We start from the raw sequence: 25,422 nt of genomic DNA on the forward strand, positions 1-25,422 counted from the left end.
GTCGGCCTTCGAAATTATTCGGCGCGATGCAATCGCTATACCTTTGCCATAAGAATGTCGCCGAAAAGTAATGGGGACGACACGCTGGCGCGGCCCGCCGCGGTCCGGTCTTCAGCGATGGAACCTGCGTTCCATCAAGCGCTGGACCTGGTCACGGTGGACGGCGGACCAGGCTTGGACCCGGACTGCCCACCATGGGGCGACGTCGCGGGGTTTGGCGGTGACGGCGTGCGTGACGAGGTCGGAGGCTTCGTCGACGGTCAGGCCGGGCATCCGGCCGAAGTCGGTGGGGGCGCTCATTCTGGTGTGTACCAGTGGCATGTAGACCGAGGTGGTGGTGACGTCGTCACCGGCGATTTCGGCGGCGACGCTGCGCAGCCAGACGTCGAAGGCCGCCTTCGAGGCACCGTAGGCCGACCAGCGCGGGCTCGGCGGCATGAGCACACCCCAGGTGGAGACGTTCACGATGTGCCCCTGCCCGCGTGCGCGCATATCGGGCAGCAGAGTCAGCAGCAGCCGCACCGGGCCGAGATAGTTGATGTCGATGGTGCGGGTGAAATCGTGGAAGCGGTCGTAGGACTCGGCGATGGGACGTCGAATCGACTTGCCCGCGTTGCTGATCACCACATCGATGTGCCCGTACTCGGCCAGCAGCGTCCGGCCGAGCCGGTCGACGGCATCCGGGTCGGTCAGGTCGGCCGGGTAGGCGTGGGCGACACCGCCGGCGGCCGTGATGTCGGCGGCCAGCCGTTCCAATTCGGTCCGGGAACGCGCCACCAGCAGCACCACCGCCCCCGCCGCGGCCAGCTTCCGCGCACTGGCCTTGCCGATACCGTGCGAGGCTCCGGTCACCAGCACCACTTTGCCGGCGACGGCCTCCCGTAAGGACTCCGCGGTGGGCCGGAATGTCGGGTACAGCAGCCGGATCGCCACTCGCTCGGCGAGCGACCGCCGACGGTGTGCGACCGGAGTCTCGTCCACAGCTCTCGACTGTATCGCTGGACTATTCCACTACCCGCCAGAACGAATGATCTGTTCGATATTGCGCTCGGCCAGCGCGCTGATCGTCAAAGCGGGGTTCACCGTTCCGGTGCTACCGGGCACCCCCGCCCCGTCCATCACATAGAGGTTCCGGTAACCACGCACCCGGCCGTACTCGTCCGTCGCGCGTCCGAGCACTGCGCCGCCCAGCGGATGGGCGGTGAACGACGCGTCCGCGTCCAGGCCCGAAAGAGTAAAAGCCTGACCGTTATCGATCATGGTGTCGTTGACTTCGCGCGCTCGCGCGAGATAACCGGCGGTGCCGCCGGTTGGCCACAGCAGGTCCACGCGCCCGTCGGCCGGATCCCAGACGAACCGGCCGCGGGTGTCGTCGAGCACGATGCCAAGCGATCCGAGCAGGCCGATATCGAAGGGCGTAGTGCCGGGGATGAACCAGCTCTCCAGCGTCACGGGTGCGCCCGCCTCGTCCAGAATCCGGCTCGCTGACGGCGCACCCTGCGTGCCCACATCGAGCGAGGTGAGCGGCCGGGCCAGGGCGACGTCGCCATTGCTGCCCCAGCCATCGCCGATGTACTCGTTCAGGTTCGGCAGTGTGCCGGTCGCCTGCGCGCGCACCAACAGCTCGGAGGTGCCGAGGGAGCCCGCGGCCAGGAACAGCATGTCGCAGGTCAGCGTCCGGGTGCGGAGCACCTCGCCGGTCGGGGCGAGTTTGGTCACGGCGACGGCATAGCGACCCGGCGCTCCCGGCTCCTCGGCGATGGTGTCCACGCGATGGCCCGGGTAGATCCGGGCGCGGCCGGTGCCCTCGGCACCGAGCAGATAGTTCTGGTTCAGATCGAACTTCGCGCCGTTGGAATTGCCGAGGTCCGAACAGCCCACCGTCGCCGACGCCTTCGATCGCCCGGCCAGCTCGTCGCGGATGACGTCCCACCTCCAGATGCCGTCGATGGGCTGCGGCGTGAATCCGGCCGCGCGGACCTGTTCGTCCCAGGCGCGGGAGTGTGTGAACGCGGAGGAGTTGTAGATGTCGTCCGGTATCGGGCTGAGCCGCAACATCTTTCGGACCCTGGGGTAATAGACATCATGCATCTCGCGATAGTCGACCACGCCGCGGAAGACGTGATCGAAGAACCGTTGCTCCGGCTCGATCATCACCCCGGTGAACACGACCGAGCCACCGCCGACACACGCGGCGCGCCACACGTCGATGCCCGGGTAGCTGCAGACATCGAGGACCCCGCCGAACGGATCGAAAGCAAGCGGGATCCTGTTCACCCCGGTGAAGGTGGTGCGATGCCAGAAGCCGCGGCCATCCGGAACCGTGTCGACGGTGAAGATGTTGCGCCACGGATCATTCGGCCAGCGCGATCCGCGCTCGAGCACTGCGACGTCCATCCCGGACTGCGCCAGGCGCAGCGCGGTGACCGACGCCCCGAACCCTGATCCGACGACGATCGCCGGTACATGATCGGCGGGATCCGGCAGGGGTTCGAAGATCTCCGGCACCAGCGTGCGATATTCCGGCGCACTCGGGCTCTGGTCGAGATCGTCGGCCCGTGCGACAGATGTGGCCGCGCCTACGCTCGCAAAGCCCAGGGTCGCCGCAGCCGCGCCGACGCCCTTTATGAAACCGCGCCTGTCCATGGCGGGCCCCTCGCCCGATCCGAACGTCACTCCATCACCCTCGAGCAGCTGCGACAGCCCATAGCGAATCACTATCATAGGGAGCGGGTCGAGGGTGAGAGGTGACGATGTTGACTCGCACATGGACTCGGTGGCTGCTCATGCACGGCTTCCTGCGGACCTACCTCCGGTGGTCGGCGCGTCGTGGTGAGCCGCTGGGGAATCTCGCCCTCTATCCGGACAGCTTGCTCGGCTCATCGCCGTATATCGAGGACATCCGGCGGCAGGGCCGGATTCCCCAGATGTCGGGGGTACGCATCACCGCAGATTACGAAATCTGCCGACTCGTCCTCCGAGACCGGCGCTTCGGCGTGGTCTCGCCCAACCATCCAGCCCTGCCGAAGCCGATCCGCTGGATGCTGGCCAAGACGGATCCGGGACTTCCCAACCTCGGAGAACCGCCCTCGATGCTGGTGACCGATCCGCCGGATCACACCCGGTACCGGCGCATGGTCGGGCACGCATTCGGCCCGAAGGCGATCGCGACGCTGGAGGAGCGAGTTGCCGAAGTGGCCGATGAGCTGGTCGACCGCCTGGATTCGAATCCTCGACCCGATCTGATCAGCGACTTTTCCGCGCAGATGCCGGTCACGATCATCGCCGAAATTCTCGGGCTGCCGGAGGACATGCATTCGACCCTGCTGAAATGGGGAGACTCGGGTGCGCCGCTGCTCGAACGAGGCCTGGCCTGGACCACCTATCGCGACGCCGTCAAAGACCTGGCCGAAGTCAAACAGTACTTCGACCAGCACCTCGATCGGCTCACCGCCGAGCCGCGCGATGACGTGCTCAGCATGCTGGTGGCGAATGACGAACTCACCCGCCGCGAGCAGGAGGCCAATGCGGCCCTGCTCCTGGATGCCGGATTCTTGACGACGGTGAACATGCTCGGCAACGGAATCGCCTTGCTGACAAGCCATCCGGACCAGCTGGAACTGCTGGCCGCAAGGCCGGAGCTGTGGCCGAACGCGGTCGAGGAAGTCCTGCGCTACGACGGTCCCGTGCGGATGACCGGCCGGGTCGCGAACTGTGACGTCGATATCGATAATCAGCACATCAGATCGGGTTCCCTGGTCCTGCTGTCATTGGCCGGAGCCAACCACGATCCCACGGTCTTCCCCGACCCCGAGCAATTCGATGTGACCAGGGACAACGCCGCGGAGCATCTCGCGTTCAGCAGCGGGATACACGGCTGTCTGGGAGCCCGGCTCGCCCGGCTGGAAGGCGCCATCGCGCTGCGAGCCCTTTTCGAGCGGTACCCGGATCTGCGCCTGGACGGTCCACCGATCCCGCACCCCCTGCGAAACCTGCACGCCTACCGCTCCATGCCCGCCAAGGTATCTGCCGACTAGCAGTCCCCCTCCAGCGGGAATGCGGCCCCAGGGGGTGCAGGTGGTCTCCACCTTTGGTGGCTATTCGACGTAACCGCCGACCCGGAAGATTCTTTCCAAGTAGTGCGACAAATGCCCAGCAAATCTGTCGCACCTGGTGCACGAATCAAATCCCGGGAGTTCACGAATGCAGTCCACCTTCGTCGCGCACATTCGCGAGCAGGCCGCCACCTATGGCGACACTCGGCGCTACACGTATCTGCGCGAGCAGGGCCGCGAATTGATCGAGCAGCCGGCGAGCTATCGCGAACTCGACCGCGATGCCCGGGCGATGGCGGTCTGGCTGTCACAACGCCCGGAGGCCGACCGGCCGGTGCTGCTGCTGTATCCCCCCGGACTCGAATTCCTGCGGGCCTTCCTCGGCTGCCTGTATGCGGGCGTGATCGCGGTACCTGCCCCGGTACCGCACGATGCGCGCAGCATGCAGCGGGTGGCGGGGATGTTCACGGACACCGGGACCGGTTTGGTGCTGACGACCGGTGAATACCGGGATCCGCTCGCCGCCTGGGCCCGGGAAGCGAGCGTGCCGGTGTCGGTCGCCGCGACCGATACCGCCGAGCTCGGTGATCCGGAGACCTGGGTGATGCCCGAGATCGATTCCGGCACAGTCGCATTCCTGCAATACACCTCCGGCTCCACCAGTTCGCCCAAGGGTGTGGTGGTCACCCACCGCAATCTCGTGCACAACGCGGCTGCCACCAGCACGGCCCTCGGCGCGACCGATCTCGACACCACGGTCGGATGGCTGCCGCACTTCCACGACATGGGATTGATCGGCATGCTGCTGCAGCCGATGTACCACGGCGCGAACTTGGTGTTCATGTCACCGATGACGTTCCTCAAGCGACCGGTGAGCCTGCTCGAGGCCATCCACCGCTACCGCGCCCGCGCCACTGTCGCGCCGAACTTCGCCTACGACCTGATCGCCCGGCGCGTGAGCGACGCGCAGCTGGCGGAGCTCGACCTGTCGTCGCTGCGGGGGGCGCTCGTCGGCGCCGAACCGATCCGGCCACGGACCCTCGAGGCGGTGATCGAGCGGCTGGGTCCGGCGGGATTCGCCGCCGACATCTTCGCCCCCGGCTACGGCATGGCCGAGGCGACGCTGATCGGGTCCATCAGCCCGCCCGGGCGCCCGCCCGAGTATCTGACCGTCGATCCGGCTCAGCTCGAAGCCCACCGGCTGGTGCCGGCCGAGCACGGAATCCGCCTGGTCGGTAACGGGCCGGCAGTAGCGGGAATGGCGATCCGGATCGTGGATCCGCACACGCTGCAGGCGCTGCCCGATGGTCGGGTCGGCGAGATATGGATCGCCGGAGGCAGTGTGGCACAAGGCTATTGGAACCGACCGGAAGAAACACGCGAGAAGTTCGGTGCGCGCATCGCCGGGCAGGGACCGTACCTGCGCACCGGCGACCTCGGCGCGATCCATCACGGCGAAGTCTTCGTGACCGGCCGGCTGAAGGACCTGATCATCGTCAACGGCCGCAATCTGTACCCCCACGACATCGAGGAAGCCGTCCGCGCGGAGCACCCGGCACTCACCGACTCACTGGGAGTCGCACTGGCCGTGGAAACCGGCCGGCAGGAGCGGTTGCTGGTGATCCAGGGCGTGCGGACCACCGCATTGGGCGAATCGACCCCCGCCGAACTGGCAACCCGCATCCGCGCCACCGTGGCCGCGGCGTTCGACCTGCCGGCGCCGAATGTGGTGCTGGTGGAGCACCGCAGCGTGCACCGCACGACCAGCGGCAAGGTGCAGCGCGGCTCCATGCGAGCGGCCTTCTTCGACAACACCATCGACGCGGTGCTGCACGAACAGGTCGAACCGTCCGTCCAGCGGCTGCGCACCCGCGCCCTGGCCACCCTCGGCTGATCCGACAGCCGAAACCATAAGGGGATCACCACGATGCACACGCACACGGCTGCCGGTGCGGCAGCGCCCATCATCGAGTGGCTCGTCGAGCGGGTCGCCGACTATCTGGACCAACCCGCGTACAGCGTCGACACCATGCTGCCGCTGGCCGAACTCGGCCTGGACTCCGTATCCGCGGTGAGCCTGTGCGGCGAGGTCGAGGACGAGTGGGATCTCGAGCTCGACGCCACCGTCGTGTTCGACTATCCGACGATCGCCGAACTGGCCGGATTCATCGCGAACGAGGCCGGCCTGCACCGTGAGTCGGCGGCATGAGCGGTCAAGGCTCGGAGGCGGCAGCGCAGCGTAACCACGCAGAGTCGCCGCGCATGCCCGATCGGCACAGCATGACCGATATCGCGATCGTCGGCCTCGACTGCCGGTTCCCGCAGGCGCCGAATGCCGAAGCGTTGTGGGCGTTGCTTATGGCCGGCGCCGATGCCGTCACCGAGGTGCCCGAGCAGCGCTGGCGGGCAGCCGAATTCCACGATCCGGCGGGCGGACCGGGATCGGTCAACAACCGCAGTGGCGGATTCCTTTGCGATGCCGACGCATTCGACCACGAGTTCTTCGGCATCGCTCCGCGCGAGGCGCAGGCGATGGATCCGCAGCAGCGGCTGCTGCTGCAGGCCGCCTGGCGGGCGTTCGAGGACGCCACCCTCGACCCCCGCCGCCATTCCGGGTCGAACACCGGTGTCTTCGTCGGCGTCATGGCCAACGAGTGGGCGACCGTGCACATGCGCGACCACGCGCGCATCACGCCCCAAATGGGTTCGGGTAACGGCTATTTCATGACCGCGAATCGGATCTCCTATCAGCTGGACCTGAAGGGCCCGAGTCTGGCCATCGACACCGCCTGCTCGTCCTCGCTGGTCGCGGTGCACCAGGCGTGTGTCGCACTGTCGGCAGGGGAATGCGATCAGGCTCTCGCCGCCGGGGTGAACATCACCGTCACGCCCGCACTCAATGTCTTCTACACCCAGGCCGGCCTGTCGGCCCCGGACGGGCGGTGCAAGCCGTTCAGCGGCAAGGCCGACGGCATCGGCCGCGGCGAGGGCGTCGCGGTGGTGGTGCTACGGCGGCTCGCCGATGCCCTGGCCGAGGGTCTGCCGATCCACGCGGTGATCAAGGGCAGTGCGGTGAACAACGACGGGCGCAGCAACGGCATCACCGCGCCCAACCGCTGGGCACAGCAGCAGGTGATTGCCGAGGCCTACCGGCGCGCCGGCGTGTCCGCGGAGCAGGTCGCCTTCGTCGAGGCACACGGCACGGGAACGGTTCTCGGCGACATGATCGAGGCCAAGGCGCTGGGCGCGGTGCACGCGGTCGAGCGGCCGCGGCCGTGCGCGATCGGGTCGATCAAGGGCAACCTCGGCCACACCGAGGGCGCGGCCGGCATCGCGGGTCTGATCAAGGTGGCGCTCAGCCTGCGCCACCGTGTCGTCCCGCCCACCAGGTTCGCCGCCGACGAGAATCCGCGGCTGGGGCTGGCCGCCCACGGGCTGCGACTGCTGCACGAGCCGATGCCGTTGCCGGACGGCCCGATTCACGGCGCCGTCAGCAGCTTCGGTATGGGCGGGACCAATGCGCACATGCTGCTGGCCGGCGCTCCCGCGACCAGCGTTCCGGCGGCGACCGGCGGTGGCGGCGTGCTCACCGTCTCCTCGAACGACCGGGATGGTCTGCGGCGCAACGCCGCCCGGCTCGCCGAGCACATCGACCACGATCCCGCCGCGCTGAATCGGCTGTGCTGGTCGAGCAATCTGGTGAAGTCCTCCGGTCGGCATCGACTGGCGTTCGCGGTCGGCGACCGGACGGAGGCGGTGTCGGCGCTGCGGGCGTTCGCCTCGGGCACGGGGCCCGAATCCGGTGTCGCGCAGCCGTTGTCGATCGGCTGGCTGTTCACCGGCCAGGGCTCGCAGTATCCCGGGATGTCGCGCGCGCTGCACGAGCGCAGTCCTGCCTACCGGCGGGCGCTCGCGGAGGTGGACGCACAGCTGGCACCGCACCTGCACCGCTCGGTGACCGAACTGCTGCTCGGCGGAAGCGAACTCGTGCACCGGACCGAGTTCGCGCAGCCGGCGATCTTCGCGGTCGAGTACGCGCTGGCCCGGGTGCTGACCGACCTCGGCGTCGAGCCGGCCTGGCTGCTCGGCCACAGCGTCGGCGAATACGCGGCCGCCGCGGTCGCCGGAGTCTTCGGCCTGGACGACGCGTGCCGGCTGGTCTGTGCCCGCGGCCGGCTCATGCAGCAGCTGCCCGACGGTGGAACGATGCTCGCGGTCCGCGGCACGACCTCCGAGCTCGCCGAGTTGATCGCCGCCGAGCCCCGTGTCGCGGTGGCCGCGGTGAACGGTCCACGGGAGCTGGTGCTGTCCGGTGCCGCCGATGGCGTCGGACGGATCGGTGCGGTGCTCACCGACCTCGGGGTCACCGCGCGCCCGCTCACCGTCTCGCACGGATTCCACTCGCCGCTGATGCAGCCGATGCTCGACGCCTTCGCCGAGGTGGCCGGCGAATGCCACTACCGCCGGCCCGAAATCCCGGTCTATTCGAGCGTGCGCGGACGCCTGCTCGACGCCGACGAGCCGATGGACGCCGCCTACTGGGTGGAACACGTCGAGGCCACGGTGCGGTTCGCCGATGCCGCGGCGGCCGCGCTGCGGGCCGAGCCCACCCACCTCGTGGAAGTGGGTCCCCGGCGCACGCTGGCCCCGATGGTCGGCCGCGCCCACGCCGAGCTCGACCTGCCGATCCAGGTGCCCTGCCCCGGACCGAATGCGACCGGTCACGAGCTCGACTCGACGGTCGCGGCGCTGTATCGCGACGGTCTGAACCCGGACTGGGACGTCCTCTACGAACCCGCCGCCCGGGTGCGGCACCGCATCGGCGGCTACGAGTTCGCCACCACCCACCGCTTCTGGACGCAGGTGGAGGCCCCCGCGCCCAGCACCGAAACACCCACTCCGACCACACGGCACACGACGGACACCACCATGGATCAACTGATCGAGCTCTTCCGCGAGCAGGCCGCCGTCCTCGCGGCCGCGGCCCGGAACACTTCGGCCACACCGGAAATGCGGGTGCAGCCCACCCCTGCTGAGCAGGGTCCGGCCATCTCGGCTGCCGTCCGCGCCGAAGTCGCTCGGGTCAGCGGGTTTCCGGCAGACAAGGTGAGCACCATCCAAACCCTGGGCGGCGACCTGGGATTCGACTCGATCATGATCGCCGACCTGTTCGGCGGCCTCGCCAGGAAGTTCCCGGGACTGGTCATCGAGCCGAATTGGTACACCCCCGCAACGACTCTCGGCGATGTGGCCGCACTCGTCGCCCGTCACCGCGGCGAGCACGTCGTACCCGAACCCGTCGCCGAACCACGACCGGCCGTCGAACCCCAGCATCGCATCGCGGATTTCCCCGAGGTCAAGGCGATCTCGGAGCGCATCGCGCTGGCCGAGTCCCTGGGCATGTCCAACCCCTACTTCCTCGTCAATGACGGAGTCACCCGGGACACGTCGGTGATCGAAGGCCGCGAGGTGCTGAACTTCTCCAGCTACAACTACCTAGGCCTGTCGGGGCATCCCGCCGTCGTGTCGGCGGTCCAGGATGCGGTCGCGCGGTACGGCAGCTCGTGCTCGGCCAGCCGGCTGCTCTCCGGCGAGAAACCGATTCATGCCGAACTCGAGCGGGAACTCTCCGCCCTGCTGGGCACCGAGGATGCGCTCGCGATGGTCAGCGGGCACGCCACCAATGTGACGGTGATCGGGCACATCGTCGGGGAGGGCGACCTGATCGTGCACGACAGCGTGGCGCACGACAGTATTCTGCAGGGCTGCAAGCTCTCCGGCGCCACCCGGCGGCCGTTCCCGCACAACGACCACGAGGCACTCGACCGCCTGCTCACCGAGATTCGGCATCAATACCGGCGAGTGCTCATCGTCATCGAGGGCGTGTACAGCCAGGACGGTGACATCCCGGACCTGCCCGCGCTCATCGCGGTGAAGAAGAAGCACCGCGCGCTGCTCATGATCGACGAGGCGCACAGCATCGGGGTGCTCGGCGCGACCGGTGCCGGCATCGGCGAGCATTTCGGCGTCGACCGTGCCGATGTGGAGCTGTGGTCGGGCACCATGTCCAAGGCGCTCGCCGGGTGCGGTGGGTACGTGGCGGGTAGCGCCGAGCTCATCCGATTCCTCAAATACACCACGCCCGGATTCATCTACAGCGTCGGCATCACCCCGCCCAATGCGGCGGCATCGCTGGCGGCGCTGCGGCAGCTGCGGTCCCGGCCCGCGCTGCTCGAGCAGCTGCGGACCCGGTCGGAGCTGTTCCTGAAACTGGCCAGGAATGCCGGTGTCGACACCGGCGACAGCTTCGCCACGCCGGTGATCCCGTGCATCGTCGGTGATTCGATGAAGACGCTGGCACTGTCGAATGCGTTGCTGCGGCGCGGAATCAACGTCAATCCGATCCTGTATCCGGCCGTGCCCGAGAATCTGGCCCGGCTGCGGTTCTTCGTCACGGTGTGCCACACCGAGGAGCAGATCCGGCACACGGTGCGGGTGCTGGGCGAGGAATTGGCCGCGTTGCCATGACCCGGTATCTGATTCGGCCCGGCGACGAGCAGGGCCTGAGGTTGTTCTGTTTCCATCACGCCGGGGGCGGCGCCTCGCTGTTCCACGGATGGCAGCGCGCGCTGCACCCGCACGCGACGGTCTGGCCGGTGCTGCTGCCCGGCCGCGAGCGCCGCGCCGGAGAGGCCCGCTTCACCGATATCGAGGCACTGCTCGCGGAGCTCGACGATCAGCTGGACGAGTTCCTCACCGAACCGCACCTGTTCTTCGGGCACAGCATGGGCGCTCTGATCGCCTACCGGTTGGCCTGCCGCCGCCATCGCAGTGGGCGAACCGCTCCCCGGGCGCTGCTGCTGTCCGGGTGTGCCGCTCCCCCGCTGCCGATGGCGTTGTCGCTGACCGACACCCTCGACGACGCGGCACTGATCCGGCTGCTCACCGACCTCGGCGGGCTGCCCGCAGAACTGCTCGAATTTCCCGCGCTACTGGGCGATCTGCTCGCGACGACCCGTGACGATCTGCATCTGTGCGCAAGCGACCCCCAGGCCGCCGAGCCACCGTTGCCCTGCCCGATCCACGTCTTCGGCGGCGACGCCGATCCGCTGGCCGGCGAACTCGACCTGGCCGCCTGGGCGGGGTGCACCACCGACTTCCACGAGGTGCGGATCCTTCCGGGCGATCACTTCTACCTCACCGAACACAAGGAACTTCTGTTCCGCCACCTACGGCAGCTGCTGCGCCGATATACCCGATCCGAAGCGAGCCTGCCATCTTGAGACGCCTTGCCACCGCCACCGTCGCACACCCCCGGCTGGTCCTCGCCCTCACCACCGTCGTCCTCGTGCTCACGGGGCTGATGGGGGCCGGGGTGTCCCAGCATTTGAAGGTCGGCGGATTCGACGATCCGCACTCGGAGTCCGCCCATGTCCAGGACGTCCTCGACACCCGGTTCGGCGGCTCCCCTGATCTGATCCTGCAGGTGACCGCGCGCTACGGCGATGTCGGCAGCCCCGAAGTGGCAACGGCCGCACAGCGATTGACACAGAAGATCGCTGCCGAACCGGACGTGGCGGTCGTGGGCTCGTACTGGTCCACCGGCACGCCGGAGCTGCGTAGCGCGGACGGCCGGTCCGGATTGGTGTTGCTGCATCCGAACGGCAGCCCGGAAGCGGCGGCCCAGATCACCAAGCGGATCGTCGATGACCTGCCCACCGACGACCCGGCGATCGAGGTGCGGGCGGGCGGCAAGCTCGGCCTGACCAACGACATCGAGAGCCGGGTGCACCGCGATCTCGTCGTCTCCGAATCGATCGCACTGCCCGCGACCCTGCTCCTGCTGATCGTGGTGTTCGGCAGCGTGATGGCCGCGCTGCTGCCGCTGACGGTGGGCGTCGTCTCGATCGTGTCCACCACCGGGGTGCTCTTCTGGCTGGCCCATGTCACCGAGGTGTCGGTGTATGCGCTCACCGTCGCCACCGCCTTCGGACTCGGGCTCGCAATCGATTTCGGCCTGCTGACGGTGTCGAGATTCCGCGAGGAGCGACAACGCGGTCACGAGCCGGAACAGGCTGTCGTGGAGGCTGTCACGACAGCCGGGCGCACGATCCTGTTCAGTGCGGCCACCGTCACCGTCGCCATGGCCGGAATGCTGGTGTTCCCCACGTCTTTCCTGCGGTCGGTCGGTATCGCCGCGATCGTGGTGGTGCTGCTGGCCGCGCTGGCCGCGGTCGTCGTCCTGCCGGCGCTGATGAGCCTGCTCGGATCCCGCGTCGATGCCCTGGCATTGCGCCGCCGCCGGGATCGGCTGGCGCAGCCGTCGCGATTCTGGCGGCGCACCGCGATGGCCGTCACTCACCGGCCGCTGCGGGCCGCGCTGGGAGTCATGGCGCTGCTGCTCCTGATGGGAATCCCGTTCGCGCACGCACAGTTCGCGACATCGGACGAGCGGGCGCTGCCGGCCGACTCCGCTGCCCGGCAGGTCACGACATCGATCCGCGACGACTACCCGGCGGACATGTCCAACGCCGTCACCGTGCTGTCCGATCACGACCCGCAAACGCTGGAACCGCTCGCCCGGCAGGTCTCGACCATGCCCGGCGTCCGCCATGTCGACGGCGCCTTCGGCCGGTACGAGGGTGGCGTGCTGGTGACCGCACCCCGGCCGGCTGCCACCCGATTCCTCTCGGGGACAACCGGATTCGTAGAGGTACAGCCGTCGACGACCGTTCAGAGCCCGGCTTCGCAGGCTTTGGTGCGCGCGATTCGCGCACTACCGGGGGACCATTCGGTGGGCGGGCCGACGGCGTCGCTGATCGACAGCCGCGCCGCGATCACCGGCCGGCTGGCACCGGCGCTGGCGATCATGGCGGGAGCGACACTGGTGCTGCTGTTCCTGTTCACCGGGAGCATCGTGGTGCCCATCAAGGCGCTGGTGCTGAACATCTTCATGCTCTCGGCCGTGCTGGGCGCCCTGGTCTGGGTGTTCCAGGACGGTCACCTGGCCGGGCTGCTCGGTTTCACTCCGGCACCGCTCAATATCGCGATGGTGGTGCTGCTGTGCTGCATCGCATTCAGCCTCTCGGTGGACTACGAGATCTTTCTGCTCGGCCGCATCAAGGAGGCACACGACGCGGGCGCGGACACCACCGCGGCCACCATCGAGGGCCTCGGCCGCGTCGGCCGCATCGTCAGCAGCGCGGCGGCCCTGCTCACCGTGACACTGCTGTCGTTCGCGACCGGCCTGTCGTTCATGCAGATGTTCGGTATCGGGACCGCACTGGCGGTCCTCGTCGACGCCACCTTGATCCGTGGCGTCCTGGTCCCGGCCTTCATGCGGATCGCCGGCGACCTGAACTGGTGGGCGCCACGACCATTGCGCCGGCTGCACGCGCGCATCGGGTGCAAGGAATCGTCGACGGTCCCCAGCCCGCGGGTGCGGACACCGATGGTCGCCGAAGTGATCGCCATCGACAGGCCGTCGAGCACAGGTGCGGCGACAGGTTGTTCGGTCGCAGGACAACTCGCGGGATGATGCCCCTTCGCGCGGCACTCGGCCGACAGAGGTCGTGCGGCCACACTCCCGATAGGTTGGTGTCGGCGGCCGAAACACCAACGGTTTCGCCCACACCGGCGCCGCATCGATCACCGCCCGCGACCAGTCGATCAAGCCTTGGGCAGTTCGTCGAGCACCACCAGCCGGCGCGACAACTCGTCGATCACGGCCGGACATCATGCCGCGCAACCGAATCCGGCACGCGGCGAACGAATCACGGCGACATGAGACACCGTCTGAGCCCGCTGCCACAAGGAAGTTCGATAGTCAGAGATCGTTCGGATCGTGGTGTTCTGCACGGCGCGGCACCGCGAAGAATCCCACGAAGACGGCGGCGAGAATTCCTACGCCCCACCACAGTGTGAGCCCGAACGTGCGGGAGAAGTTCTCGGCGTTGGCCTTTTTGCCTGCGTCGCTGAGGATTTCGGTGACCCGATCGGGCTTTCCAGACTGGGTGGACGGACCCTGGACAGCCTGGCAGCTCGCAGGGGTCTCGGCGGGGTTGGTGCCGGCCGATCTGTCCTGCACGCATGCCCGGAAGCCGGAGAGGATCTGCGTCTGCGCTTGTGTGTTCAGGCCGGCCGCAGTGAATTCGGTGCGGACCTGGGGTGCGACCACGTCGACGCCGCGGCCGGAACCACTGTCGAGCTGGGCGAAGAAGACCACGCCGGCGAGTGCGACCCCGAGTGCGATGCCGAGCTGCTGAGCGGTGTTCAACAGACCGGACGCCGAACCGGCATCGTCCCCGGGGACCTCCGTCAGCACGAAATCGATGGTCGGCGAGACGATAAGGCCGAAGCCGAGACCCGAAATGGCCAGCGGCGCAATCATTTCCCACGAGGTGATCGCGGGACCAAAGTGCCACGCGGCCCACACGTAGCCGGCGAAGCCCGTCGCATTGAACAGTGCCCCCGCCATCAGCACTCGCCGCCCGTACCGGGGTACGAGCACCTCCACGGAAATGCCTGCCGCCGCCGCAGCGCCGGCAGCGAACACGCCGAAGGTCAGACCGGCCCGCAGCGGCGACCAGCCGAGGCCGACCTGCATGTAGAGCGTCCAGACGAGGAAGAAGCCGCCGAGCGCGATCCAGAAGATCAGCCAGAGCACACTGCCGATCGAGAACGACCGCCGCCGGAACAATCCGAGCACGATCAGCGGTGAACCGACCGTCCGGGCTCGCCGGTTCTCGTGGACGACAAGGACCGCAAGCATCGCGGCCGCGCCCGCCATCATGACGAAAGTCCAGGCCGGCCAGCCGAATCGGCGTCCCTCCGTGAGCGGGTACACAAGCATCGCGATCGCGGCCGTGGCGAGGGTGGCGCCGACGAGGTCGAGCTTCGGAGCGGTCGCGGACCTCGATTCGCGCACCACGAACAGGGCCGCCACGACGGCCGCGATACCGACCGGGACGTTGACCAGAAAGATCGGCCGCCACTGGAGGTCGAACACATTCCAGTCGACGAGCACACCACCGACGGTCGGCCCGACCACTGCCGCCGATCCGACCACGGCACCGAAGATGCCCAACACCCGGCCGCGCTCTTCGCGCGGGAATGTGACGTGGATGATCGCGAGGATCTGCGGCACCATCAGCCCCGCGCTTCCGCCCTGCAGAAACCGCGAGACGATGAGCATGCCGGGGCTGACGGCGATGCCGCACAGCGCCGAGGCGATGGTGAACCCTGCAACGCCCGTCAGGAACACCCGGCGGCGGCCGTAGATATCGCCGAGCCTGCCACCGGTGATGAGGACAGCCGCGAACGCCAGCACGTATCCCGCGACGATCCATTCGAGCTGCGCATACTGCGCCCCGAGGTCACGTTGGATGCTCGGCACCGCGACATTGACGATGGTGGAATCCAGCAGATCGATGAACCCCGCGACGAGGACCACGGCGAGCGCGATCCAACGTCTGCGGTCCGGCGGCGTGCTGGGTGCGGAGTGGTCGCGGCCGGGTGAATCCGCATCGTCACGGTTGTGTTGTAGGGCGGCACATCGGCCGTCCGGTCGGGCTTGCGGCATCGCGGCGTGGGTTATTTCCGTACGGTGGCGAGACTCATCAGAGACGGGTCGAAATGCCCCACCGGCCCCTTGCCGGCGGGTACGGCGCGCCCCAGGGATGTCAGGTAGTCGACCAGACCGGTAGCGGCACCGCTCCAGCCATGAGGCAGGAACCATTGCACCGCTTGGGTTTTGCCTTCGTTGTAGATGAGGCCGGCCCACTGCGCGCCGCGACCCTGGTCGTAGCTGTCGGGATCGGTCGACGGAGTGGTCATAGCCGCGTACACACCGGAATCGATCGTCGCCATCTCTTCGACGCCGAGCCAGCTGCCGGGAGCGGAGAGCGCGTTCAGGGTTTCGAACAGTTGATTCTGGGCATCGGGGGTGAGGTAGATGACCAGACCCTCGACGAGCCACGCCGTCGGAACCGACGGATCGAAACCGTTCTCACGCAACGCACTCGCCCAATCATCACGAAGATCGACCGCGACCTCGTGACGCTCGGCGGTCGCCTGCGCACCGGCATCGGCAAGCACATCACGCTTGAAATCGAGCACCTGCGAGCGGTCGAGTTCGTACACGACCGTGCCGTCCGGCCACGCCAGGCGGTACGCGCGAGAATCCAGGCCGGCGGCGACGATCACGACCTGACGCACACCCGCATCCGCGGCCGAACACAGATAGTCATCGAAATACCGCGTCCGCGCTGCTTGGAAATCCTGAAACAGCGGTCCGAAACCGGGAGCGCGCAGGGGATGATTCTTCGTCTGCTCCGCATCGGCGCCGAACAACGCGGCCCACTCGTCGCCCGCGGCACGACAGAACACTTCCGCGAACTGATCCACAGCCAATGCCTGCGGATGCCGAGCCGCCAGGCCACGAGCCGCCGCGACGAACAACGCGGTAGCGCCGACACTCGTCTTGATGTCCCAGGAATCGTTGTCATTACGCATAATCAACACTTTTCTCCGGCCAATACCGGGCTGATCTTTCGGTGGGGATGAAATTCAATGAGGTTGTGTCGGTGAAACATTCACGCATCGGCCCGACGAGTGCTCGGTGTTCACCGCCCGGTGATCACTGCGCGGCGGTTCATCGCAACTCCGCCGGTCGTGTGAAGACCATCGCGGACTGGAAACCGCCGAACCCACTGCCGACCGACAGAGCCGTATCGACGGTGGCGGTGCGCGCGATGTTCGGGACGTAGTCCAGATCGCATTCGGGGTCTCGGTTACTCCAGTTGGCGGTCGGCGGGATCACCCCGGTATCGATCGCCAATGCGCAGGCCGCCATCTCGATCGCGCCGATCGCGCCGAGCGAGTGCCCGATCATCGACTTGATCGAGCTGATCGGAACCTCGTACGCGGCGGCACCCAGCGCCTTCTTGAAGGCCGCCGTTTCATGGCGGTCGTTCTGCTTCGTGCCCGAGCCGTGAGCACTGATGTACCCGAGCGCGTCGGGGTTGAGCCGTGATTGGTTCATCGCATCCGTGATGGCCATGCTCATCTCCAGCCCGTCCGGGCGCAGTCCGGTCATGTGGAAGCCGTTGCAGCGCGAGGCATACCCGCCGATCTCGCAGTAGATGTGGGCGCCCCGAGCCAGGGCGTGGTCGAGCTTCTCCAACATCAGCACCGCCGCACCCTCCCCCAGCACGAAACCGGCGCGCGTCAGATCGAAAGGCCGCGAGGCGTGCACGGGGTCGTCATTGTCATCGGTGGTCGCGCGGATCGCGTCGAATGCCGCGACGGAGATCGGCGAGATCGGCGCGTCCGATGCGCCCGCGAGGACGAAGTCGGCGTCGCCGTCTTCGATCAAGTGCAGTGCGTGACCGATCGAGTCGATCCCGGACGTGCAGCCCGTCGAGACAACCGTTGCCGGACCGTGCAATTCGAAGTTTGCCGACACCTCGGCGGCCATACTGCTGGGGACGAGGGCCTGATACAGGTAGGGCTGCACGGAGCCCTCGTCGACCAGCCAATCCCGGCCACTGTCGCTCGCGATCACGTAGTCGTTCTCCAGGGTGATGGTCGCGCCGACCGCTGAGCCGAGCGACACCCCGAACATGTCGCGCGCGGCGTCGGACAGCTCCAGACCGCTGTCCTCGACCGCCTCACGGGCGGCGACGAGAGCGAACTGCGTCATCCGATCGAAGCGGCGCACCTGCCTCGGCGACAACCCGGCCGTCTGCGGATCGAAATCGCATTCCGCCGCCACCTGGGAGCGGAAACCCGTCGGATCGAAGGACCTGATCCGGCGGGTCGCTGTGCGCCCGGACGACAGGCAGTCCCAGAACGACGTGCGTCCGATCCCGCCCGGAGCAACGACGCCGACCCCCGTGACGGCGACCCGGGTCATCGTGCTTTCTCCGCGGTGCCGGGGGCAGCCGAGGATAGTTCCGTGTCCACATGGCCGAGTTCGGGTCGCGGGGCGAGCGGTCCGAGGTGGAAGACGATGTTTGCGGTCTCGGTCCCGGTATTGCGCACCCGGTGCCGGACGCCGATCGGTACGAACAGTCCCTGCCCCGTTGCCAGCGACCACTGCTCATCGTCGAGGTCGACGGTGAGGTCTCCCTGCACGCAATACAGGAACTCCTCCGAATACGGGTGGTAATGCTCGGCGATACGCTCACCCGGCTCGAGGGTGGCAACGCCGGTGAAACCGGACGTGCTGCCAACGGTTTTCGGGCTCAGCACGGTCCTGATTTCACCGCCGCGGCGGCGGTCGGCGGGCAGGTCGGAAACATCGACGCGGCCCGGCCGAATGCTCGGCGTGGCGATCGTCTCGGCCGCGGCGTTGTGGCGCTTTTCGACCTTTTCTTTGATGAGCTGCATCTGGATCACGCTGTTGGTGTTGATGCGATCGGTCATCCCGGCGTCGTCGATCGGCGCGCCCGGACGCATGTGAAAGTCCTGAACCCAGGTCATCCGCGTACCCGATCCGGACTCGGCATAGTGCCAGTGGATCTGCATGTACTCGAACGGCCCGGTCTCCACCCGATGCGCGTCCACGGTCCGGTTGACCGGATCAACGGTCCGCTCGCTGACCCAGCTCCACACCTGCCCCGCCCCGTCCGGGTGCATCGTGAGCCGGAACCGGACGGTATCGCCGTCCTCCGCGAGAACATCGACGGCAGCGTATTCGGAGAACAGATCCGGCCAGACCCGCACGTCGTTGGTCGAATCCCACACCAGCTCGAGGGGCGCGTCGATGAGGATCGAGTTTTCTGTGTGTCCCGACATCACGCGGCCTCCCCGATGAATGCGAGCTCGACGAACCGAACCACGTCACCACCGGTCATCCCGAGCAGCTGGGCAGGCAACCTGACGTCGAAATCACGTTCCACAACACTCTGAATCTCGAAGACCGCCAACGAATCCACACCGATCTCCTCCAGAGTCAGCGCGTCCGCCCTCTCCAACTCCTCCGGACCGATGTCGACCCCGACATGCTCGTCCAGGATCGCGCGCAGCGTTTCGATGGTGAACGTGTCGAACATTTACTTCTCTTCCTTCCCTCGTGTGGTGAGACCGGAACCCAGTGAAGGACCGGTCTGTGGTGTCCAGCTGTAGAACATGCGCGCCCGCGCATCCTCCGGAGACAGCCAATTCGCGAGATAGGGCGAGACGAACTCGCGCAACCGGGCACTCACCCGGGCGAACTCTGGATGCCGCGCAGCCCTACCGATCGCGGCACCACCGGGCTCCTCGGTCTCCACCAAGTGCACATACAGATCATCCAGAGCCCACAGCTCACGCCGGGTCACACCCGCAATCGCCGGCAGATCCGTCAACGAATCGGACTCAGCGAAAATCTCGCCAACGTTGAAAATAGCGTCCGGACGTACATGAGCAACGATCAGCGAACGATGTGGAATCACCATCGACCTTCTCCTACTTGAGCTTTGGTGGGGAACATGGAACCCGATATCTGTCTTTTCGGGGTACAACAAACCTACGAGTTCAGACCAGTCGGTATCCATAACCGTGCGGTTGTCCATCCGTCCGCCTGGGGTGAAGACAATCAACACCTAGGTGGCACCCGACGGTGAGGCGACAGTTGACGACTTTCACGATGCCGTTGCGCAGCACATTCAGCCGATCTCACCAATTTTGTTGCGCCGCTGACGATTCGACCATTTTCGAGGCCGCCCCAACAAAGAACAAGGACCTCAGCCCGGCTGAGGTCCTTCCCGGTAGTGGCGCGAAAGCCCGGCGGCTTTGCAGGAAATGCAATTTTGAATGGGAGACGAACGTATTCCCTCGGCGATGCCCGATCTCGCAGACCAGCTCAGTGCCAGAGCACGGCCACGCACACGTTGGCGATCGCCAGCGAGCCGGCCGCATGCGCCGACCATGAAATCACCTTGTCGCGCTTGGCATAGTGGCCGAGTTCGGCCAGGCCCGCCACCGAGACCCCGATCGCCAGCTTGACCACGATCTTGGACATGAGCAGATGCTTGTCCAGCGAATGGATGAAGTGGGCCATGAGGACCATCACCAGGCCCGTGACGACAAGCGCCCGTGCACCCCACAACATCCACTCCGACACCTTCGGCCGTGCGAGGGCATAACCGCCGATGACCGCCGCCATACAGAGCAGATGGACGACGACCACCAGGTTGTAGACGAATGTCATGGCTCCACAGGCTAGACGCCCGGTGGTTCGTTCAGGGTTTGCCATGCGGTCGGGTCGTTGAGGTAGAGGCCGCACATCGCGGCGTGGGTTATTTCCGTACGGTGGCGAGACTCATCAGAGACGGGTCGAAATGCCCCACCGGCCCCTTCCCGGCAGGCACGGCGCGCCCCAGGGATGTCAGGTAGTCGACCAGACCGGTAGCGGCACCGCTCCAGCCATGAGGCAGGAACCATTGCACCGCTTGGGTTTTGCCCTCGTTGTAGATGAGGCCGGCCCACTGCGCGCCGCGACCCTGGTCGTAACTGTCGGGATCGGTCGACGGAGTGGTCATAGCCGCATACACACCGGAATCGATCGTCGCCATCTCTTCGACGCCCAGCCAACTACCGGGAGCGGAGAGCGCGTTCAGGGTTTCGAACAGTTGATTCTGGGCATCGGGGGTGAGATAGATGACCAGACCCTCGACGAGCCACGCCGTCGGAACCGACGGATCGAAACCGTTCTCACGCAACGCACTCGCCCAATCATCACGAAGATCGACCGCGACCTCGTGACGCTCGGCGGTCGCCTGCACGCCGGCATCGGCAAGCACATCACGCTTGAAATCGAGCACCTGCGAGCGGTCGAGTTCGTACACGACCGTGCCGTCCGGCCACGCCAGGCGGTACGCGCGAGAATCCAGGCCGGCGGCGACGATCACGACCTGACGCACACCCGCATCCGCGGCCGAACACAGATAGTCATCGAAATACCGCGTCCGCGCTGCTTGGAAATCCTGAAACAGCGGTCCGAAACCGGGAGCGCGCAGGGGATGATTCTTCGTCTGCTCCGCATCGGCGCCGAACAACGCGGCCCACTCGTCGCCCGCGGCACGACAGAACACTTCCGCGAACTGATCCACAGCCAATGCCTGCGGATGCCGAGCCGCCAGGCCACGAGCCGCCGCGACGAACAACGCGGTAGCGCCGACACTCGTCTTGATGTCCCAGGAATCGTTGTCATTACGCATAATCAACACTTTTCTCCGGCCAAAGCCGGGCTGATCTTTCGGTCGTCAAGCTCGATGCGGATCGCGCGCGGAGAAGAGACAGACGACACCTGACTGCTGGATATGTACCTCGGCGAAACGCGACTTCAACTCGTGCGAGATCGACTCGATGCTGTCCTCGCTGTTGCCGAATACCTTTTCTCGATTCAGGTAACGCATCAGTGTGCGCGACCAGGGGGTATGCTCGCCACTTTCGCCCAGAATAGTACTTCCGAATACCCGGGCACCGGGCGCGAGATGAGGTATCACATGGTCGAAGACCACCGATTTCTGCCGGACCGAACCGGGCAAGCAGTGCAAGAGAAAGTTCATCCCGACAGAATCGAACTGTGCGGCAGGATAGAGGTTCAGTGGTTCGAAAACATTGCTCTGGCAGGTGGTGGGGTGATAGCGCTCGATGCGTCTCGCGGCGGTGTCGAGCACTACATCGTTCAGATCCAGCAATGTAATCGACGGATTCGGCGGGAGTTGACTATGGTCCAGAAACCATCCCGTTCCCGGGCCGATGTCGAGATGGCGACCGGCGATATTGGCGTCATAGTGCGCCAACATTCTTGTGCGTGGACATCGCCAGATCCAGCGACTCACCGTCCCTAATACCATCCGGTCATACACGGCCAACTCCGACCGATTATAGTGCTCGGCGCCGGCGCGAATGCGTGCGGCAGTTGGTGCCGAGATGTCTTCTTCAGATTTGTTCGATGCGACTTTAGAAATGCGCATGATGATCACTTCTCCGACCGTGTCGGGTTGATGTTTCGGTGGTGATGGGGCAGCCCGGCCGGATCTACCAGGCCGTCTCGCGGGCTGCGGCGGTCGTGGCCGCCACGATGGTGAACTTCAATGACCTTGCGGCGGTGAAACATTCACGCATCGGACCGACGAGCGTGCGGTGTTCCGGCGTGGCCTCCCAGTCGTAGAAGTCCTGGAGGTCCTGCCACTCGCTCGTGATCAACCATTGCTCGGGATCGGTCGCCGATTGGCAGACCTGGTCGGCGATATGCCCGGGAACGCCCTCGGCGACGACGTGCCGGATGTCCTCGTAGGCAGCGAGGAACTCGTTTTGCCGTTCCAGTGGCACGGTGATCAAGAAGACGACACGACCGCGCCCGAGGCGGCTGCCGTTAATGCTCTCGTTGTCGTTCACTGTGAGACTCCTTCGGGTCGGCGCAGAACCAGCGCACTGTTGAAGCCGTCGTATCCGCGTGCGGCGACGGCGGCGATGTCGACGGTTGCTCGCTGCGGAGCAGCGACGAAATCGAGTTCGCACCCCGGGGCCGGGTTGGGCAACGCCCCGAACGCGGGCAGCGTTCGTTCCCGCATGGCCAGCACAGCGGTTGCGACGTCGAGCGCGGAGCTGCCCTGGGAAGCTCTGCCCAGCAGTCCTTTCTGACCGGTGACGGGTACCCCGCCGGGGAAGACGGTGCGGATCGCGTCGGCTTCGGCCCGGTCGGCAGCCGGCACACCGACCGCGTCGGCGAACACGACATCTGTGTGCCCTGGCGCGGCCTGCGCCCGGTCCAGTGCTCGCTGCAATGCGGCGGCAAGGTACCTCGACGGCTGCTCGGCTGTGGTGTCGCCCCAGGGGCGGGAGGTACGACCGTCCTGGGTGGCCGCATACCCGGCGACCTCCGCGTACACGTACGGTGCGCCGCGCCGTAGTGCGTGCTGCTCTTCTTCCACGACGAAGATGGCGCCGCCCTCGGCGGGGACATATCCGGCGGCATCGGCGTCGAAGGGCAGATATGCGCGTTCGGGGTCCGTCTGCCGACTCATCCATCCGCTGCGGCGCGAGGCGGTGAGCGCGTAAGGGCACAGTGGCGCCTCGGTGCCGCCGGCCAGGACGACGTCGGCGGCGCCGCGACCGATCGCGCGCGCGGCGTATCCGAGGCTGTCCAGGCCGCCCGCCGCTTCGGCGACGAGCACGCTCGACGGACCCTTCATCTGATGCAGAATGGAGGTTTGCCCAGCGCTTGCCGCATAGAACCAGGCGATCGATTGATAGGTGCCGACGGTGCGCGTCGATCCTGACCACAGCCGCTGCATCTCCCGCTGGCCGAACTGATTTCCGCCCGTCGAGGCCGCCAGGGCCACCGACTGCCGGTACGGATCGACGGTGGACGGATCGAGCTCGGCATCGGTCAAGGCCTGTGCTGTCGCCGCCAGCGACATCCACGTCCACCGGTCGGTCTGCACGATCAGACGACGATCCAGGTACTCCTCCGGCACGAAGTCACGGACCTCTCCGGCCAGCGTGGTCGAGTACGCGGAGGCATCGAAATGCGTGACCGGTGCGATCCGATTCTCGCCTGCCACAACGGTTTTCCAGTGTTCGCTCGCCGAGTTTCCACTCGGGGCGACGACACCGATCCCGGTGATCACTGCGCGGCGGTTCATCGCGCTCTCTGCGCGGTCGCGGCGCCATCCGTAGACGCTTCCGTGTCCACATGACCGAGTTCGGGTCGCGGGGCGAGCGGTCCGAGATGAAAGACGATGCTCGCGGGCTCGGTCCCGGTATTACGAGTGCGATGCCGGACACCGATCGGCACGAACAATCCCTGCCCCGCGGACAACGACCACTGCTCATCGTCGAGGTCGACGGTGAGGTCTCCCTGCACGCAATACAGGAACTCCTCCGAATACGGGTGATAGTGCTCGGCGATACGCTCCCCCGGCTCCAGCGTGGCAACTCCGGTGAAACCGGACGTGCTGCCAACGGTTTTCGGACTCAGCACAGTCCTGATTTCACCGCCCCGGCGACGGTCGGCGGGCAGGTCGGAGACATCGATGCGAGCCGGCGGTAACTTCGTCATAGTCAAAATTCCTCTCGATGAGTGATGCGGCATGGTGGCTTCGGGGGCCTCTTGGTGTGGCGGTCAGGCGAGCGGCCGTGCGGCAGCGAGATGTCCTTCGACCTTTTCCTTGATGAGCTGCATCTGGATCACGCTGTTGGTATTGATGCGATCGGTCATCCCGGCGTCGTCGATCGGCGCACCCGGACGCATATGAAAGTCCTGAACCCAGGTCATCCGCGTACCCGATCCGGACTGGGCATAACTCCAATGGATCTGCATGTACTCGAACGGCCCGGTCTCCACCCGATGCGCGTCCACGGTCCGATTCACCCGATCAACGGTCCGCTCACTGACCCAGCTCCACACCTGCCCCGCCCCGTCCGGATGCATCGTGAGCCGGAACCGGACGGTATCGCCGTCCTCCGCGAGAACATCGACCGCGGCATACTCGGAGAACAAATCCGGCCAGGACCGAACATCATTGGTCGAATCCCACACCACCTCGAGCGGCGCATCGATCAGGATCGAATTCTCTGTATGACCCGACATCACGCGGCCTCCTTGATAAAAGCGAACTCGACGAACCGAACCACGTCACCACCGGTCATCCCGAGCAGCTGGGCAGGCAACCTGACATCGAAATCACGTTCCACAACACTCTGAATCTCGAAGACCGCCAACGAATCCACACCGATCTCCTCCAGAGTCAGCGCGTCCGCCCTCTCCAACTCCTCCGGACCGATGTCGACCCCGACATGCTCGTCCAAGACCGCGCGCAACGTCTCGATGGTGAATACATCCGACATTTACTTCTCTTCCTTCCCTCGTGTAGTGAAACCCGAAGCCGATCGGTTCGGGATCTCCAGCCTCGGACCGGATTCCGGTGTCCAGCTGTAGAACATGCGAGCCCGCGCATCCTCCGGCGATTGCCAGTTCGGGAGGTAGGGCGAGACGAACTCGCGCAACCGGGCACTCACCCGGGCGAACTCCGGATGCCGCGCAGCCCTGCCAATCGCAGCGCCGCCGGGCTCCTCGGTCTCCACCAGGTGCACATACAGATCATCCAGAGCCCACAGCTCACGCCGGGCCACACCCGCAATCGCCGGAAGATCCGTCAACGAATCGGATTCCGCGAAGATCTCGCCAACGTTGGAAATAGCATCCGGACGCACGTGAGCCACGATCAGCGAACGATGTGGTTGAAATACCATCGGCCTTCTCCTACTTGAGCTTTGGTGGGGAACATGGAACCCGATATCTGTCTTTCCGGGATACAACGAACCTACGAGTTGAGACCGGTCGGTATCCATCACCCTCGAGGCCCTCCGA

At 66.3% G+C, this 25,422-nt stretch carries 24 protein-coding genes; 7 read left to right on the forward strand and 17 right to left on the reverse strand.

The genetic code is table 11. The features are described 5' to 3' along the window. Positions 1 to 111: 111 nt before the first annotated feature. A complete protein-coding gene (locus ACFXIV_RS27135) occupies positions 112 to 981 on the reverse strand; it encodes an SDR family NAD(P)-dependent oxidoreductase (RefSeq protein WP_379404164.1) in 870 nt (289 codons plus the stop codon). A gap of 30 nt (positions 982 to 1,011) precedes the next feature. Further along, on the reverse strand, positions 1,012 to 2,646 hold the full coding sequence (locus tag ACFXIV_RS27140; RefSeq protein ID WP_379404168.1) for a GMC oxidoreductase: 1,635 nt from the start codon (positions 2,644 to 2,646) through the stop codon (positions 1,012 to 1,014). Between the two features lie 107 nt (positions 2,647 to 2,753). On the opposite strand from ACFXIV_RS27140, the gene ACFXIV_RS27145 reads away from it, so the two are divergent. From ACFXIV_RS27145 to ACFXIV_RS27170, 6 genes are all read left to right on the forward strand, one after another. Continuing rightward, positions 2,754 to 4,037: a cytochrome P450 gene (locus tag ACFXIV_RS27145; RefSeq protein WP_379404163.1), complete on the forward strand. Its 1,284-nt coding sequence runs from the start codon at positions 2,754 to 2,756 to the stop codon at positions 4,035 to 4,037. Positions 4,038 to 4,203: 166 nt separating this feature from the next. Beyond that, positions 4,204 to 5,949 (forward strand): fatty acyl-AMP ligase, encoded by a 1,746-nt coding sequence (locus ACFXIV_RS27150; protein WP_379404162.1) that lies wholly within the window; start codon positions 4,204 to 4,206, stop codon positions 5,947 to 5,949. A 33-nt stretch (positions 5,950 to 5,982) separates the two neighbouring features. Further along, the gene (locus tag ACFXIV_RS27155) at positions 5,983 to 6,264 is read left to right on the forward strand and encodes an acyl carrier protein (RefSeq protein WP_379404161.1); all 282 of its coding nucleotides are present in this window, start codon (positions 5,983 to 5,985) and stop codon (positions 6,262 to 6,264) included. Positions 6,265 to 6,335: 71 nt separating this feature from the next. After that, positions 6,336 to 10,583, forward strand: coding sequence for a type I polyketide synthase (locus ACFXIV_RS27160; protein WP_379404167.1), 4,248 nt, complete (start codon positions 6,336 to 6,338; stop codon positions 10,581 to 10,583). Next, positions 10,580 to 11,338: a thioesterase II family protein gene (locus ACFXIV_RS27165; RefSeq protein ID WP_379404160.1), complete on the forward strand. Its 759-nt coding sequence runs from the start codon at positions 10,580 to 10,582 to the stop codon at positions 11,336 to 11,338. The genes ACFXIV_RS27160 and ACFXIV_RS27165 overlap by 4 nt, the downstream gene beginning before the upstream one ends. Beyond that, a complete protein-coding gene (locus ACFXIV_RS27170) occupies positions 11,335 to 13,593 on the forward strand; it encodes an MMPL family transporter (protein WP_379404159.1) in 2,259 nt (752 codons plus the stop codon). Before ACFXIV_RS27165 ends, ACFXIV_RS27170 begins: the two co-directional genes overlap by 4 nt. A 288-nt stretch (positions 13,594 to 13,881) precedes the next feature. Here ACFXIV_RS27170 and ACFXIV_RS27175 read toward each other — a convergent pair whose 3' ends face one another. The 6 genes from ACFXIV_RS27175 to ACFXIV_RS27200 form a co-directional block, all read right to left on the reverse strand. Beyond that, positions 13,882 to 15,636, reverse strand: a complete 1,755-nt coding sequence (locus tag ACFXIV_RS27175; protein ID WP_379404158.1) for an MFS transporter — start codon at positions 15,634 to 15,636, stop codon at positions 13,882 to 13,884. An 11-nt stretch (positions 15,637 to 15,647) separates the two neighbouring features. Then, positions 15,648 to 16,568, reverse strand: coding sequence for a class I SAM-dependent methyltransferase (locus ACFXIV_RS27180; RefSeq protein ID WP_379421340.1), 921 nt, complete (start codon positions 16,566 to 16,568; stop codon positions 15,648 to 15,650). Between the two features lie 139 nt (positions 16,569 to 16,707). Next, entirely contained in the window at positions 16,708 to 17,970 is a 1,263-nt protein-coding gene (locus ACFXIV_RS27185; RefSeq protein ID WP_379405789.1) for a beta-ketoacyl-[acyl-carrier-protein] synthase family protein, read from the reverse strand. Continuing rightward, on the reverse strand, positions 17,967 to 18,854 hold the full coding sequence (locus ACFXIV_RS27190; protein ID WP_379405787.1) for a cupin domain-containing protein: 888 nt from the start codon (positions 18,852 to 18,854) through the stop codon (positions 17,967 to 17,969). The genes ACFXIV_RS27185 and ACFXIV_RS27190 overlap by 4 nt, the downstream gene beginning before the upstream one ends. After that, entirely contained in the window at positions 18,854 to 19,111 is a 258-nt protein-coding gene (locus tag ACFXIV_RS27195) for an acyl carrier protein (protein ID WP_379405785.1), read from the reverse strand. The genes ACFXIV_RS27190 and ACFXIV_RS27195 overlap by 1 nt, the downstream gene beginning before the upstream one ends. After that, positions 19,112 to 19,495: a TcmI family type II polyketide cyclase gene (locus ACFXIV_RS27200; RefSeq protein ID WP_379421341.1), complete on the reverse strand. Its 384-nt coding sequence runs from the start codon at positions 19,493 to 19,495 to the stop codon at positions 19,112 to 19,114. 191 nt (positions 19,496 to 19,686) lie between these two features. Here ACFXIV_RS27200 and ACFXIV_RS27205 point away from each other — a divergent pair, with 191 nt between their 5' ends. Further along, the gene (locus ACFXIV_RS27205) at positions 19,687 to 19,971 is read left to right on the forward strand and encodes a zinc-ribbon domain-containing protein (RefSeq protein WP_379405781.1); all 285 of its coding nucleotides are present in this window, start codon (positions 19,687 to 19,689) and stop codon (positions 19,969 to 19,971) included. Here ACFXIV_RS27205 and ACFXIV_RS27210 read toward each other — a convergent pair. From ACFXIV_RS27210 to ACFXIV_RS27250, 9 genes are all read right to left on the reverse strand, one after another. After that, positions 19,903 to 20,250 carry a hypothetical protein gene (locus tag ACFXIV_RS27210; RefSeq protein WP_379405779.1) on the reverse strand — a complete coding sequence of 116 codons (348 nt, stop codon included), beginning with the start codon at positions 20,248 to 20,250 and terminating at the stop codon, positions 19,903 to 19,905. The two genes, ACFXIV_RS27205 and ACFXIV_RS27210, sit on opposite strands and share 69 nt — an antisense overlap. 88 nt (positions 20,251 to 20,338) lie before the next feature. Further along, positions 20,339 to 21,259 carry a class I SAM-dependent methyltransferase gene (locus tag ACFXIV_RS27215; protein WP_379421342.1) on the reverse strand — a complete coding sequence of 307 codons (921 nt, stop codon included), beginning with the start codon at positions 21,257 to 21,259 and terminating at the stop codon, positions 20,339 to 20,341. A gap of 45 nt (positions 21,260 to 21,304) precedes the next feature. After that, positions 21,305 to 22,021, reverse strand: coding sequence for a class I SAM-dependent methyltransferase (locus tag ACFXIV_RS27220; RefSeq protein ID WP_379399246.1), 717 nt, complete (start codon positions 22,019 to 22,021; stop codon positions 21,305 to 21,307). 64 nt (positions 22,022 to 22,085) lie between these two features. Then, on the reverse strand, positions 22,086 to 22,445 hold the full coding sequence (locus ACFXIV_RS27225; protein WP_379399038.1) for an antibiotic biosynthesis monooxygenase family protein: 360 nt from the start codon (positions 22,443 to 22,445) through the stop codon (positions 22,086 to 22,088). Further along, positions 22,442 to 23,695 (reverse strand): beta-ketoacyl synthase N-terminal-like domain-containing protein, encoded by a 1,254-nt coding sequence (locus ACFXIV_RS27230; RefSeq protein ID WP_379399039.1) that lies wholly within the window; start codon positions 23,693 to 23,695, stop codon positions 22,442 to 22,444. Before ACFXIV_RS27230 ends, ACFXIV_RS27225 begins: the two co-directional genes overlap by 4 nt. Continuing rightward, on the reverse strand, positions 23,692 to 24,111 hold the full coding sequence (locus tag ACFXIV_RS27235) for a cupin domain-containing protein (protein ID WP_379399040.1): 420 nt from the start codon (positions 24,109 to 24,111) through the stop codon (positions 23,692 to 23,694). Before ACFXIV_RS27235 ends, ACFXIV_RS27230 begins: the two co-directional genes overlap by 4 nt. A gap of 63 nt (positions 24,112 to 24,174) precedes the next feature. Further along, positions 24,175 to 24,642, reverse strand: coding sequence for an SRPBCC family protein (locus ACFXIV_RS27240; RefSeq protein ID WP_379399041.1), 468 nt, complete (start codon positions 24,640 to 24,642; stop codon positions 24,175 to 24,177). Beyond that, positions 24,642 to 24,899: an acyl carrier protein gene (locus ACFXIV_RS27245; RefSeq protein ID WP_379399042.1), complete on the reverse strand. Its 258-nt coding sequence runs from the start codon at positions 24,897 to 24,899 to the stop codon at positions 24,642 to 24,644. Before ACFXIV_RS27245 ends, ACFXIV_RS27240 begins: the two co-directional genes overlap by 1 nt. Next, a complete protein-coding gene (locus tag ACFXIV_RS27250) occupies positions 24,900 to 25,403 on the reverse strand; it encodes a TcmI family type II polyketide cyclase (protein WP_379399247.1) in 504 nt (167 codons plus the stop codon). Positions 25,404 to 25,422 lie beyond the last annotated feature (19 nt).

The organism is Nocardia sp. NPDC059236 (genome assembly GCF_042754085.1).
In the GTDB taxonomy this organism is placed as follows: Bacteria; Actinomycetota; Actinomycetes; order Mycobacteriales; family Mycobacteriaceae; genus Nocardia.